The organism is Mucilaginibacter sp., from assembly GCF_025359345.1.
Classification (GTDB): domain Bacteria; phylum Bacteroidota; class Bacteroidia; order Sphingobacteriales; family Sphingobacteriaceae; genus Mucilaginibacter.
In genome coordinates, this window is the sequence record NZ_JANYGQ010000033.1 from 112,241 (window position 1) to 127,076 (window position 14,836).

At 44.8% G+C, this 14,836-nt stretch carries 10 protein-coding genes; 6 read left to right on the top strand and 4 right to left on the bottom strand.

The annotated features are described in order from the left end of the window. Positions 1 to 35 precede the first annotated feature (35 nt). The 6 genes from Q0R52_RS22945 to Q0R52_RS22970 all read left to right on the top strand — a co-directional run bounded on the left by Q0R52_RS22945 (position 36) and on the right by Q0R52_RS22970 (position 6,645). Positions 36 to 1,214 carry a prolipoprotein diacylglyceryl transferase family protein gene (locus tag Q0R52_RS22945; protein ID WP_295799075.1) on the top strand — a complete coding sequence of 393 codons (1,179 nt, stop codon included), beginning with the start codon at positions 36 to 38 and terminating at the stop codon, positions 1,212 to 1,214. Continuing rightward, entirely contained in the window at positions 1,214 to 2,413 is a 1,200-nt protein-coding gene (locus tag Q0R52_RS22950) for a DUF4185 domain-containing protein (protein WP_295799078.1), read from the top strand. Before Q0R52_RS22945 ends, Q0R52_RS22950 begins: the two co-directional genes overlap by 1 nt. A 72-nt stretch (positions 2,414 to 2,485) precedes the next feature. Further along, positions 2,486 to 2,809 (top strand): GDSL-type esterase/lipase family protein, encoded by a 324-nt coding sequence (locus tag Q0R52_RS22955; protein ID WP_295799082.1) that lies wholly within the window; start codon positions 2,486 to 2,488, stop codon positions 2,807 to 2,809. Beyond that, positions 2,778 to 3,137: an SGNH/GDSL hydrolase family protein gene (locus tag Q0R52_RS22960; protein ID WP_295799084.1), complete on the top strand. Its 360-nt coding sequence runs from the start codon at positions 2,778 to 2,780 to the stop codon at positions 3,135 to 3,137. The genes Q0R52_RS22955 and Q0R52_RS22960 overlap by 32 nt, the downstream gene beginning before the upstream one ends. A gap of 80 nt (positions 3,138 to 3,217) precedes the next feature. After that, positions 3,218 to 5,491, top strand: coding sequence for a GH92 family glycosyl hydrolase (locus Q0R52_RS22965; protein ID WP_295799086.1), 2,274 nt, complete (start codon positions 3,218 to 3,220; stop codon positions 5,489 to 5,491). 140 nt (positions 5,492 to 5,631) lie between these two features. Beyond that, entirely contained in the window at positions 5,632 to 6,645 is a 1,014-nt protein-coding gene (locus Q0R52_RS22970) for a substrate-binding domain-containing protein (protein WP_295799089.1), read from the top strand. Between the two features lie 106 nt (positions 6,646 to 6,751). On the opposite strand, the gene Q0R52_RS22975 is transcribed toward Q0R52_RS22970, so the two are convergent. The 4 genes from Q0R52_RS22975 to Q0R52_RS22990 all read right to left on the bottom strand — a co-directional run bounded on the left by Q0R52_RS22975 (position 6,752) and on the right by Q0R52_RS22990 (position 14,821). Further along, positions 6,752 to 9,106: an alpha-L-rhamnosidase C-terminal domain-containing protein gene (locus tag Q0R52_RS22975; protein ID WP_295799093.1), complete on the bottom strand. Its 2,355-nt coding sequence runs from the start codon at positions 9,104 to 9,106 to the stop codon at positions 6,752 to 6,754. Positions 9,107 to 9,263: 157 nt separating this feature from the next. Further along, positions 9,264 to 9,854 carry a DUF4202 domain-containing protein gene (locus Q0R52_RS22980; protein WP_295799095.1) on the bottom strand — a complete coding sequence of 197 codons (591 nt, stop codon included), beginning with the start codon at positions 9,852 to 9,854 and terminating at the stop codon, positions 9,264 to 9,266. Between the two features lie 12 nt (positions 9,855 to 9,866). Then, on the bottom strand, positions 9,867 to 11,297 hold the full coding sequence (locus tag Q0R52_RS22985; RefSeq protein WP_295799098.1) for a rubredoxin: 1,431 nt from the start codon (positions 11,295 to 11,297) through the stop codon (positions 9,867 to 9,869). Then, positions 11,297 to 14,821 carry a nitrate reductase gene (locus tag Q0R52_RS22990; protein WP_295799100.1) on the bottom strand — a complete coding sequence of 1,175 codons (3,525 nt, stop codon included), beginning with the start codon at positions 14,819 to 14,821 and terminating at the stop codon, positions 11,297 to 11,299. The genes Q0R52_RS22985 and Q0R52_RS22990 overlap by 1 nt, the downstream gene beginning before the upstream one ends. Positions 14,822 to 14,836: the final 15 nt, after the last annotated feature.

Genomic DNA, 14,836 nt, shown 5'->3' on the forward strand with positions numbered 1-14,836 from the left:
ATGTTTTTTTATATTTATGCCCGTAGGTTCTTAACATGTTCCCAACCATTGCCGACCTCATAAATTATTTGTTACACACGCATTTGGTAATACCTATTCAAACGCTGGGGTTGTTTATGGCCCTTTCTTTTATTTTTACCTACCAGGTTTTTGTATCGGAATTTAAACGGAAAGAGGCACTCGGCATAATTCATGCTTTTAAGAAAACGATAATAGTCGGGGCTCCCGCGTCATTGCCGGAATTGGCGGTTAACGGCCTGCTTGGGTTTTTATTCGGCTTTAAAATAATCGGGGCCGCGCTGGCTTATAAACAGTTTTTATATGACCCTAAAACATTTATTGTATCGACCCAGGGTAGTATTGGTGCTGCGCTCATCTTCGGCTGCGTTTTTGCCGGTTGGGCCTGGTATGGCCGGCAAAAGGAGCGATTACCGCAACCGAAAATGGTTGAGCAAACTATGCATCCATACCAGCTACTGCCCTATATGGTTTTTTTTATGGGCTTTTGGGGTTTCATCGGCGCCAAGTTATTTGATACTATCGAACACCTGGATGATCTGAAGTACAATCCCCTGGGTACCCTCTTTTCGGCAGATGGCTTTTCCTATTATGGCGGGTTGGTTTTCGGCGCATTGGCATACCTGTATATCGGCTACCGCAAGGGAATGAAGCTGGTAAGCCTGGCCGATATTGGCTCGCCGGGGATGATGCTGGCCTATGCGATCGGCAGGATTGGCTGCCAGCTATCGGGCGATGGCGATTGGGGCATAGTGAATATAAAGCCAAAACCACATGTATTGCAATGGTTGCCCGACTGGATGTGGAGTTTCAAATTTCCGCACAACGAAATTAATGCCGGTGTAATGATGAAAAACTGCTCAGGTAGTTTTTGCCATGAACTGCTTTACGGTGTTTACCCAACCTCGTTTTATGAAGTGGTAGTTTGCATGCTTTTGTTTATTTTTATGTGGGTTATCCGGAAGCAGATTTATGCAGCGGGCCTGATGTTTTATATTTATTTAACAGCGAGCGGGTTGGAGCGAATTGCGATAGAATCTATCCGTGTTAATGATAGATATAGATTTTCAGGTATTAACTTTAGCCAGGCAGAGTGGATAAGTTTATTTATGCTGATAGGAGGACTAACGGGTTTGATTTACCTCGGCTACAAAAAATTCAGGACCAATAATAACACGTTAACAAAAACGATATAATGACGAGGCTATCTTTAGTAATTGCGACAATTTTATTGACGAGTGTTTGTAGCGCTTACAGCCAGCCAACCGCTAAAACGGCAGATACCACCGGCTTGGGGCACATAAATTTCACCGTTAGCGCGGCGCCTGAATGGTCGGATTTATTAAAAAGACAAAACGGCTGGTTTGGTGGCGACGGCATTTATACCATTCCGCTGAATGGTGTTGAGGGTAAAGCAGCTAGAGCAAACGACAAGGTGCTTATTATTTTTAGCGATAGCATGATAGGTACCATCACCAATAATACTATGCAGCCGGGCTATAAAATGATCCATAATTCGGTAGCAATTTTAGACGGCGGTAAACCTGTTGAAAAGAATATTAACTTTTATTGGGATAAGGATAAAACCGGGGCTGCGGAATCTATTTTTTGGCCTAAAACACCAAAAACTGAAAAGAATGATTATTACTGGCTTGGCGATGGCTTTGTAAACCAGGCGTTGAATAACAGCGTTTACATTTTCGGGTACCGCGTGCGTAACGTTAGCGACGGCGCCTTTGGGTTTAAGGAAGTCGGCAACACGCTGATTAAAATCCCGAACTGGAGTAAACCACCTTATGCAGGCCAATCGCAAATGGATACGCCGTTTTACCTTACAGATGAAGCTGGAGAAAGCGGCTCGTTTGGCGCAGGCGTTTTTGTAAATACCAAGGCTGCTGGCGAAAAAAACGCGGATGGCTATATTTACGTGTACGGCGTGCGGGGAATGGCTAAAAAACTAATGGTAGCACGGGTATTGCCAAAAGATTTCGAGTATTTTGAAAAATGGAGTTACTACGATGGTGCAAACTGGAGTAGTAATATAAATAAAGCTGCCGATGTTACCGATCACCTATCGAACGAGCTAAGCCTGACTACCTTGCCCGATGGCCGCTATGCCCTCGTTTTCCAGGTGGATGGCATGAGCCCCACTGTGGGAATGCGGATAGGGAAGACGCCTTATGGCCCTTTTGGGCCCATTATTAAGTTATGGGATTGCAAGCCCGACCTGGAAGAAAAAACATACCTGGTATACAATGCCAAAGCTCATCCAAGCCTTTCACAACCTGGCGAACTGTTGATCAGCTATAATATTAACTCGCTTGAATTTATAAAGGACCTGGGCAAAAACCCCAATCTGTACAGACCGCGTTTTATTAGGGTGAAATTTCAGTAAATTTCAGAAAAACTTGCTAATGGCAAATTAAAAATATAAGTTTGCTAAAACGATTTATTAAACCTTGTTATTATGATAAGAAAAAAGTTACTTGTTCTTTTTGGGGTTATAGCGCTTTGTGCTTTCCAGGCAAAAAAGCCCGTAAAAATAGTGTTCTTTGGCGACTCGATAACCGAGTACGCCGTGCAGCCGGCCGGCTTTATCACCCTGATGCAGCAAAGGTTGAAGGCAGAAAACAAAGAAAGCCGGTTTGAGCTTGCCGGCGCAGGCATAGGTGGCAATAAAATATACGATCTGTACCTGCGCTATGAAGACGATGTGCTAACCAAAAATCCTGATGTAGTTGTGATATGGGTAGGCGTCAATGATGTTTGGCACTGGTACGGACTGGGATAAATTTGGTAAGTTTTATGGTGCGTTGATAAAAAAGCTACAAGCTAAAAATATTAAGGTGCTGGTTTGTACACCCGCAAGTGTTGGCGAAAAAACTGATTACAGCAATGAACTGGACGGTGACCTGAACAAGTACTCGAACATTATACGCGATATCGCTAAGCAATACAATTGCGAATTGGTAGACTTCAGGGCGATATTTCACGAATATAATCTGAAAAATAATCCGCAGAATAAGGACAGCGGGATATTGACAAAGGACGGCGTGCACCTTAACGACGAAGGCAATAGGCAGGTTGCCGACCTGCTTTATAAAACACTAATTAAATAACCGGGGCTTTAGTTGATTGGGAAGGGGGCGGGAGCGCCTCCTTTTCTCTTAATTAACTAGCTGCACTAATTTTAAATACGTTGAAGAAAAAGCTATTTGCCTGCGCCGCCGCTCTATTACTGTCTGCTGCTTTGTTTGCGCAGGAGACTAATTTGGTTGAGTATGTAAATACCCGGCAGGGCACCAATTCAAAATACGAATTTTCGTACGGTAATACTTACCCGGCAACGGCGCTTCCTTTCGGCATGAATACCTGGACCGCACAAACCGGTAAAAACGGCGAAGGGTGGAAGTATCAATATTTTGAGCATACCATCCGTGGCTTTCAGCAATCGCACCAATGCAGCTCCTGGGTAAATGATTATGCGGTGTTTTCGCTGATGCCGGTTACCGGTAAGCTTGCTGTTAGCGAGGATGAAAGGGCCGCATCGTTTAAACACGAAAATGAAATTGCCCAGCCAAGCTATTACAAAGTAAAGCTGGATAACAATATCACTACCGAAATTAGCCCCACCGAATGGGGTGCACATTTACGCTTTACGTTCCCCAAAGGACTGAATTCATATCTCGTACTGGATGGCTATACCAAGATGAGCGGGATAACGATAATGCCGGGGGAACGAAAGATAACCGGCTGGGTAAATAACTGCCGCTGGGCGCCGCAGGGATTTAAAAACTATTTTGTAATTGTTTTTGATAAGCCATTTACCATGTTTGGTACCTGGGAGAATAAGAAAAATCAAGTCTCTGAAAGGAATTTATCTGCCGAAGGCGATGGGGTTGGCGCTTACCTGCAATTTAAAAACGGCGAAACAGTATCAGCTAAAGTTGCGTCATCCTACATCAGCCCCGAACAGGCTGAACTGACTTTGCAAACAGAATTAGGTAGCTACAAGACTTTTGATGATACCCATAAAGCGGCCGATAGAGTTTGGAATACCTTGCTGGGTCGCATGCAGGTTGAAGGTGGAACGGAAGACCAAAAGGCAACTTTTTACTCCTGCCTTTACCACGCAAATTTGTTTTCGCACCAGTTTTTTGAGTATAATAAGGAGGGTAAGCCGTGTTATTATAGCCCGTATGACGGTAAGATCCACGACGGCTATATGTACACCGACAATGGTTTTTGGGATACCTTCAGGGCGCAATTTCCATTAAATACTATTATGCATCCAAAGATGGAAGGACAATATTGCCAGGCATTGCTGGATGCGCAACAGCAATGCGGCTGGTTGCCGGCCTGGTCGTTCCCTGGTGAAACGGGCGGAATGCTGGGTAACCATTCCATATCATTATTGGCCGATGCATGGGCAAAGGGCATTCACACCTTCGACCCTAAAAAAGCATTGGAAGCTTATTATCATGAAGCCACTAATAAAGGTCCGTGGGGTAGTGCCAACGGCCGGCCGGGATGGAAGGAATATTTTGCAAACGGATATGTTCCTTATAGCCAAAAAACGCAGGGAGCAACTGCCTGGACCCTTGAGTTTGCCTATGATGATTTCTGTGGGTATGCACTCGCAAAATCAACCGGGAATAAATTCTATGAAAATGTATTCGGCAGGCAGATGTACAATTACAAAAACCTGCTCGACCCAAAAACACGCTTTATGCGGGCGAAGGACGAGCAGGGTAACTGGATTGAGCCGTTCGATCCGATGGATTGGGGCGGCCCGTATACCGAGGGTAATGCCTGGCACTGGACCTGGTCTGTTTTCCAGGACGTACAAGGTCTGATAAACCTGATGGGGGGCGATAAAAACTTTACTGCAAAAATTGATTCGGTTTTCAGCGAACCTGGCACCATAAAGGTTGGCGGCTACGGCCAGGTGATTCATGAGATGACGGAAATGGCCGAATTTAAAATGGGCCAGTATGCCCAGGGCAACGAGCCTATTCACCATTTGTTGTATTTGTACAACTATGCCGGTCAGCCATGGAAAGCGCAGCAGCATTTACGCGAGGTAATGGACAAAATGTATAACGCATCTGAAAACGGTTATCCCGGCGACGAAGACGAAGGGCAAATGTCGTCGTGGTTTGTGTTGAGCGCAGCAGGATTCTACAGTGTGTGCCCAGGCACCGACCAATATGTTATAGGTAGCCCGCTGTTTAAAAAGATGACCATCACCCTGGAGAATGGCAATAAACTGATAATTGAAGCCAATAATAACAGTAAGCAGAATGTGTACATCCAATCGGCAACGCTTAATGGCAAACCGTACATGCACAATTGGATAAGCCACCAGGATATTATGAACGGTGGTGTACTTCATTTTGAAATGGGCGATAAACCAGCGCTTAACCGCGGCCTTGCAGAAGAAGATAAACCATTCTCGTTATCGGCAAAATAATTAGTCGGGAAGCATTATCGTTCGTGTATTCCAAAGATTAATAAATCGATTTATTATGGAAATAAAACGTTAAAATGCTATTGTGGTGAAACGGTATTAATTGGTATATTACCTTATATTTGATGAGTAAGTATTAGCCAGTGAAAAAGAAATTATCCATAGTCGATATTGCCCAAAGCCTGAACGTGTCAAAAACCACGGTTTCATTTATTTTGAACGGGCGTGCACAGGAAAAACGCATCAGTCCAGAACTTGTTGAACGGGTTTTGAAATATGTAGAGGAGGTAGGATACAAGCCAAATTCGCTGGCAAAAAGCTTGCGTACAGGTAAATCAAATATTATTGGTTTAATGGTTGAGGATATTTCGAATCCGTTTTTTGCGAGCATTGCGAGGTTGATAGAAGATCGTGCCTATAAAAACGGTTATAAGATAATTTATTGTAGTACCGATAATGATACCGGCAAAACTAAGGATTTAATAAACATGTTCCGCGACAGGCACGTTGACGGATACATCATCGCGCCGCCTGAAGGTATTGAGGACGATTTAAATTCGTTAATAAAAGATGGCATGCCGGTAGTAATGTTCGACAGGCACCTGCCACAAGTTAACGCGGACTATGTGGAAATTGACAACCTGTTCAGCACCTATAATGCAACACTGCATCTTATTGACAAAGGGTATAAAAATATTGCCTTTATCACTTTCGCGTCCAGGCAAACGCAGATGGTAGCCCGTGTCCAGGGATACAAAGATGCCCTGGCCTCAAAAGGGCTGACCCCGGTAATTAAGGAAATTGTATTTAACCAGGACGAAGACCTGATAATTGGTCCGATTGAGTCGTTTTTGAAAGAACATACCGGCCTTGATGCTGTTTTTTTTGGAACCAACCATGTAGGTGCGTGCGGATTGAAGGTGATCAGCAGCCTGGGTATAAAAGTGCCGGAAGACTTAGCTGTAATATCATTTGATGATTACGATGTGTTTAAACTATACAAAACACCTGTTACGGCTATTGCACAGCCGATTATAGATATCGCGGACAATGTAATTACCGTTTTATTAAACAAACTTAATAATCCGTTATCAGCTAATAAACCTCAGGGGGTTATATTGAAAACGGAGCTCAGGATCAGGGATTCGTCGAAATAGTACTGTATATTGGATGTAGAGACGCAATATTTTGCGTCTCCTGCTGACAAGTAACCAACAATTCTCGCCCGATATGGTTCGAGACGCAAAATATTGCGTCTACACTTTATATTACAAACGAATTAGCACCCGCTTTAATAGGATAGGTTTTCGCTTTCCAAACAAGTATACCCGTTGTGTTTTTAGGCAGGCCAATCGTTATTTTCCATTTATTCCCATCCAAAACGTAGCTTGCGCTAACCTTGCCCTGCGGATGCGGGATTTCGCCGCTAACCTTCTTTAATGTTCCCAAATGTGGTTCCACCTTTACCTTTTTAAACCCGGGCGCATAGCTATCTATCCCTAACACAGTTCTAAAAAATTCGATGTTTGGGCTGGCGGCCCACGCATGGCAATCAGAACGCGTGGTTTCCACGTCTGAGTATTCTGCCCAGGTGGTTAGTCCCATTTTTATATTTTCGCGATAGATATCGAGCCATTTTGTATAGTTATTGCCTAACCCTGCTTTTACCAATGCCTGGTGCAGGTAGTACTTAAAATAGATGGTGCATTGTGTTAACGAGGTGTCAGTTAAAAGCCTTTTACTAAGCGCGGGCATATCCGCGTCTTTAACCAGTCCTGTAAGTATAGCCAGTGAATTAGCATGTTGCGAATACCCCTTTTTTTCTTTGGTATCAGTATATAATTTTTTAACCGGATCCCAATATTTGCGCTGTATCGTTGCCTTCAACTGTTCCGCTTTTTGATGGTAGATGACGGCATAATCATGCAGGCCAATTTTGCCTTCCATTTCGGCGGCCCATTGATAAGCCCATAATAATTGCAAGTCATAAATAGCGGCGCAGCCGTCTGATCCCTTAAGTCCGCCGCTCATCTTTCCCGACCAGTCGACAAAGTCCCAGTAGGGAGTATCTTTTACTGAGCCATCGGGCAATTGGTACTTGCTGAAAAAATCCAGCACCGCCCTTTCACCGACTAATTTGTCTTTGATGAAATTATCGTCGCCACGGTACATCCAGTAATCATGCAACATACCGATATACCACAACGAAAACGGCGATATGATTTGTGAGCCGTAGGTCGGGTAACAACTTTTGGTTATGCCTTCCGCCAAACGCGAATGGTCTATCAGGATGATGGCGTTGCGGGCCAGGCGGTCGTCATTGGTGTTATAGTAAGAAACCATTGCTTGTATGCGGGTATCACCAATGTATTGTAACTGCTCGTAGTACGGGCAGTCGGTGTATGTTTCCCAGGCATTAAGCCGGGCCGTGCGCCAGCCGATATCCAGCATTTGCTGTGTTTCGCCATCACTGCTGTTAAATATTGCAGTCCGTTTGAAGGGATATCCGGTGAAAGTTCCATAAATGTCGTCGATAACCAGCGGCTCATTTTTAGTTTTTATGAACAGTTTGATATATCGAAAAGTGCGGAAATTTAGCGTTGTAAACGACTGGCTTTTACTCCCGTCAGCAATGAGGCTGTCTATCCGCCCTATAAATTCTTTGCCGTCTACCTCGTTCCGGTTCCCTTTTCGCACGCCGCGGCTGCCTTTTTCGAATAGCGATTCGGCATAGCCTAATGAGATCCCGGCACCCTTGCCGTCGCTAAAATTCATGGTTATGTAGGCGTTGGTTTCAAAAGTTTGATCCAGTAGCAAACTAACAGTGCTATTGGCAGGAATTGTTAGCTGTGTTTTTGTTGCCGGGAATCCCTGTGGAGCACTCATGCCAACCGCGTTCCGCAACAGAGGGATACGTTGATAAGTCATTTCTGTTGGTGGCAAGGAGGAAGGGACTAAAGCCCAGTCGATACCCCATGACATACCTTTGAGCGTGCCATCCATTATTTTGTTTGCCCCTGGCCAGGCGCTATCGTCATAGTTTACCGCGGTCCAGTCGCCTTTAACAGCCTGTGCCATGTCAACCATTTCGCCCTTGCTGGCGGCAAAAAAATATCCCGGCACCGGCTGACGCCCTGCGTCGCGGATGCATTTCCAGGTGGCATTTGTATTTAGTATTTCTTCTGCCGGCAAACTTCCCTGCATAATAAAACCAGTACGTACGGTTATCTGTGCCGCCGGGCGGAATTGTGCTTCGTTCCAAACCAGGGCAGCAATACTGTTTTTGCCGGCGGTTAAGTAAGGTGCAAGATCCACGGTTTCATAATTCCAGTAATAAGTGTCGCAACGGGCCGGGCCAAGTGATATAAGTGCGCCGTTCACATACAATTTATAGCGATTGTCGGCCGAAACATGAATTTTAAACGTGGATGGCTTCGTAACCAGTTCGATGGTTTTGCGGAAATAATAGACACCGTATTCAGTGCCGGTTATATTAGGGGAACTAATCCATTGGGCATTCCATGGTTTATTTCCGGCTGCGTTTGCTACCTGGCTATAGGTTGGTTTTGTCAAGCAGGCGCTAAAAGTAAATAGCGCTAAAACGAAAATGTGTTTCATCAGAAATTACAGGTTAACAGGGATGGTTTTTACTCAAACTTAGCTTCGGTATTAAGTGGAGCTAAAATAGCTAAATTGATTTAGCTATTTTATATTTCCATGAAATAAAAATTTCTTTATACGTTAAAAACGGTTCTAACATATTTCCCTGGCGTCTTCACTCAGCGTTCATTGCCTGTTTAATTAAGTCGAGGCCCTGCGGCGTAAAATTTAAACCTAAGGCAAAACTATGCCCGTGGCTATCCATTTTTAATAGCGATTTACGAAGTATGTTGATCATTTTATCCGGTTCATTCCCGTACTTCTTCCTAAAATCCTCGTACTGGTATTGCAAAAACACCAGGCAAAGCGCGTTTTCCATGGTCTGCACATCAGCATCAACCTTAATGCGTTTTTTCAGGATGATCTGGCTCACACGTTCTATCGAATCGGTGTCATAACCAGCCTGTTTCATTAAATTGCCCGTTATGGTTGCATGGTGTTGTGCCAGGTCTTTTCGCCATTTCAGGTAAGGTTCCCGTCCTTCGGGGTAGCTTTCACGTGGTATTTCCCAACGGCCAATATGCTGACTGCGTGATGCCAGTAGCAGTTCTTCGCTGGCTGCAGGATCCAGTTTTAATATCCAATCATGCAATTTAATAGCGAAGAAATATTCCTGCGGGTAGTTGGTCCCATCCCACTCAAAATTGCGCGGATCTTGCATATTATAAGCATCAAAAAGCTGGAACGCGACGTCTAATTTATTCATCGCCTTAAATTACTATCTTTTCTCCATCAACTCAAAACTATCTTTATCGGCATCGCAAACCGGGCATGTATAAGTGTCAATATCTGCAAAAGCAGTGCCGGCTGGTATGGTGTTTAGTTCATCGCCGTAAGCTTTATCATAAACGGTTAAACAGTGCCTGCATTGGTAAAGCACGTCTACGTTTGCAGGCAAGTCTTCAGCCTCTTTAACCAAAGGGGCTACAATTTTTGTTTTGCTTTGCGACAATTGATAATAGCTGTTGCATAAATCAATTAACTGCTCCACCAGGTTTTGCGCTTTAACCCTCTTTTTATAGGAAATGTAATTTTTTGAGTTCGGGTTAAAATCTGCCGTATGTAACACCTCGAAATTACCCGATGGTTGTGTTTTTATAATTATCGACCCCAGCAAACCGGTTTTGGATTGCGTTTTAATAGCAAAGCTTAAACGGTAGGTTCGCAAATCGGCCTTTTCAAATTCGCGTACCAGGTGCTGCTTCAACGTAAGCCCTTCTTCGCACATATCTTCTATTTGCCAGTTTAACTCGTTCGAGGCATGCCTTACGTTTAGACGGTATCTATCCAGGATAAAACCCCAGTCGTTGCGGTCGCCGGGATTTATGCCTTTTATCAAAATTGATTTCCAGGGCGTGGTATATAGTTGCCCTATCCTTGTTTCAAGACAAAGGCTGCATACTTCTTTTAAAAACGAAATTTCGAAAAGTTCATTGCGGCGATAAACACCCAGCCAGTATTTGTTATCGTATTTATTAAAACCTTCGTAATAAGGCAAGTAAAAATCGGGCAATTGTAATGGTACAGTCATCGGCTGCATATGTGTAGCTGTCCCTTTGGTCACCATATCAAAAAAAAGCTGCTCATCGATATCCGGCATGTCGTAAAACAGGGCCCTGTTTTTCAGGATAACTTCTTCGGCCTTTTTACTGATAACAGGTATATCATTTGAATAAATAAGCGAAGGCCAGCAGTAAAACTGGCTAGTCTTAGGGAACCGGACATGCAAATACCAGTAGTTGCTTACATCTGAGCTGATAAAATTAAAGTTGCCGCCAAAAAACGGTACAAAAGTTTGATGCCGGTCTACCAGGTTTATTTTTAGCCGGGGTTGATAACTAAAGAGGTCGAAAATATCTTTGTATACACCTTCTCTCAACCAACTTTCCTGGCTAAAAATAGTATCGCAAACATAAGAACTGATGACGTTGGGATACTTATCTGCATTAATCTCATAAACAATGCCGGCCTGCAACATTTCCATCTCCATGTCTTCCAGTTCACTACCCGAAATGGAAAAAAATAGTTGTTGCCGGTTGCCGAAGCGGATGTGTTGTGCGCCAGCGTTTTCGGCAATTACTAATATCTCGTAAAGGTCACCGGCCGATACAACGCCCCCAGGCAAGTTTATTTTAATTAAGTACTCCATCAGGCTACATTTTGAGAAACCAGGTTTTTCAATCCTTCTGCCAGCAGGCGCTTCACCTCGGGCCGGCATGAACCGCACCCGGTACCGGCACCGGTGGCCGAACACAGGTCTTTCATATTATCGCAGCCACCAGCAATTTTTTTGTTGATATTTTCGCTGCCTACATTATTGCAACTGCATACCAGTTTGCCCAATACCGGGTCTGCTTTGCTGCCGTTGCGTAATAGTTGCAGGCGCTTTTCACTCAGTTCGGTTTTGTTGGCAATTAATTCCTTAAACTCCAGGAACTCACTTTTATCCCCAATTAATATAGTGCCCACCAGTTTGTCCTGGTGAATGATGCATTTTTTATAATAGCGCTTGGCCTTATCAATAAAAACAACTTCTTCATAGCCCGGTTCATCGGGGCATTCTGGCAAGCCTATGCTGCAAAGGTCGAAACCGTGTATTTTTATAATATTCATGAACAGGCTGCCTTTATAATAACTGGCAATGTCGCCGTTCATGTAACCGGCAACAACAGCTGCCTGCTGTTCGGCGGCAGCGGTAATGCCATATAAGGTGCCTTCAAATTCGGCAATCTCGCCTATCGCGTAAATATCCGGGTCACTGGTTTGCAGGCGCTCGTTTACAACCACACCACGTTTGCATTCCAAACCACAGTCGCGGGCAAGCTCAAGGTTGGGCGTGGTTCCTATGGCAAGAATCATCGCATCGCAGTCGATCTTACGTCCGCTGCGCAAGGCAATACCGGTTAGTTTTGATCGCCCATAATACAATTGCACCTCGTCATCGTAGTAAATATCGCATTCCTGGTCAACCATTTCTTCGTGCAGCAATTTACTCCCCAGGGCATCTAACTGCCGGTTTAAAAAACTGGAAGTCCGTTGAATAATAGTTATCCTGATTCCCATTTCGCGCAATGATGCCGCCATTTCAAGCCCGAGTAAGCCACCACCAACAATTACTACATGCCCGTTTTTTTTGATATGTTTTTTAAAATTATCAGCATCGGTACGGCTACGCATCGTGAATATACCGGGCAGTGAGGGCACATTTTTAGGGATGGCTGCCCGGCTGCCGGTGGCCATAATCAGCACGTCATATGGTGTTTTAATACCCCTCGAATCGGTAACATATTTTGTTTCACGGTCTATCTTTACTACACTTACGCCCCGCAGTAAATTAATGCGATACGCAGGTTCTTCGGAGTCCTTCATCTTCACCAATTGCTCCCATTGCTGTTCGCCGCTGATATAATCAGGCAGCATCACCCGGTTATAAAACGGAAAATTTTCCTTGCTGAAAATGGTAATACGGTCGGCAGAATTCAGTTCCCGGTACGATTTTACAAAACCATAAGCACCTGCCCCCGCACCAATAATTACAACACGCTGAAAGGGCTTTTTATACTTGGCAATATTAACTGCGCAGTATTTAAAGTCGGGTTCTTTCGATATGGGGTCGACCGCATCATTGGTGATATTATTCACCCGGTGCAGGTCGTTACCCAGTATTTTCCCCCAGTGCATCGGTAAGAACACGACGCCCGGCTTAATTTGAGTTGTTACTTTTGCTTTCACCCGCACCTCGCCACGTCGCGAAGTTATTACCGTAACGTCACCCTCTTTTATTTGCAGGCCGGCAGCATCATAGGGGTTTATTTCAATAAACGATTCCTTTAGGTGCTGGGTTAGCTTATTTACCTTGCCCGTTTTGCTCATGGTATGCCACTGGTCGCGGATGCGGCCGGTGGTTAATATGAATGGATAGTCATCGTCGGGCAACTCGCTGGTAAACGCATCAGGCACGGCATGTATTATGGCATTTTGCGATGGGGTGAAGAATTTTTTATCGGCAAAAAGGCGTTCAGTGCCGCCGGGTTTGCTTTTCTTTTTATAAGGCCATTGTACCGAAGATTGCTCTTTCAGTACCTCATAACTTAATCCGCTGATATCAATATTTGTTTTTGCCGTTAGCTTAACATGCTCAGCATAAATTTCGGAACTGTTTTTAAAGTCAAACCCATGGTAGCCCATCTTGCGGGCAAAACGGCAAATAATTTCAGCATCGGGCAGGGCCTCGCCGGGCGGCTCAATAATTTTATTCAGGTAACTGATGCGCCTTTCAGAATTGGTCATGGTGCCCTCTTTTTCAGCCCAGGCAGCGGCGGGCAGTATCACATCGGCATAAGCCAAAGTTTCGGGTTTACTGCTCACTTCCTGCACCACTACAAATTTGGCTTTCTTTAATGCCTGCTCAGCCAAACGTACATTAGGTAAACTGGTGAGCGGGTTGGTGCACATTATCCAGATGGCTTTTAACCTGCCATCATTCAAAGCCTCAAACATTTCAGTGGCCGTTAAACCTGGTTCGGGGTTAATGCTCGTGCCCTTCCAAAACTTCTGTACCTCTTCCCGGTGCAGCGGGTTTTTTAGGTCGCGATGTGCGGGCAGCAGGTTTGCCAGGCCGCCAACTTCGCGGCCACCCATAGCGTTGGGCTGCCCGGTCAGGGATAAAGGCCCTGACCCGGGCTTGCCCACATGGCCGGTTATCAAATTCAAGTTTATAAGGCTCAGATTTTTGTTTACACCAACACTGCTTTGGTTTAGCCCCATGGTCCACATGGAGATAAAGCCTTTGGCTTCGCCGATGTATTTGGCGGCAAGCTGCATGTCGCGCTCGCTTACGCCGCATATTTTTGCCGATTCTGCAAGTGTACGCTTAAATACTAGCGCACTGTATTGCTCAAAACCTTCGGCATGGTTACGGATAAAATCGATATCAATATCCCCGTTCTCGATCAGCAAGCGGCCTATGGCATGATTCAGCGTGATATCCGTACCCGGATTGATTTGTAAATGCAAGTCGGCCAGGCTACAAGTGTCTGTCACCCTAGGGTCGACCACTATGATTTTAATATTAGGGTTAGCCGCCTTATGTGCCTCAACCCTGCGCCATAATATCGGGTGGCACCAGGCCGGGTTGGCGCCGGTTACATAAAAGCAATCGGCGAGTTCAATATCATCATAACAAAGCGGCACACAGTCCTCACCCAACGCCATTTTATAGGCAGCTACTGCGCTGCTCATGCACAGGCGCGAATTGGTATCGATATTATTACTGCCGATGAAACCCTTCATCAGCTTATTTACCACGTAATACTCCTCGGTTAAACATTGTCCGGAGGCATAAAATGCAACTGAATCAGGCCCGTATTTTTCGATAAACGTTTTAAAAACGGCTACTATACGGTCGAGCGCATCATCCCAGCCCACCCTTTGCAGGGGCATGCTTTTGTTGTAGCGCATTTGAGGGTACAGCAGCCGGTCGCTTTTATCATTTACGGTATAATGCAGGTTGATGCCTTTGCTGCACAGCATACCCTTGTTAACAGGGTAATCCTTATTCCCGATAACGGAAATATCACCGTTCTTTTCTTTATTAACCACCACGCCGCAGCCAACCCCGCAATAACAGCAGGTTGAGGTGAGCGATTGGATATTTTTTCCGGGTGATTGCATGTGTTATATCTTAAA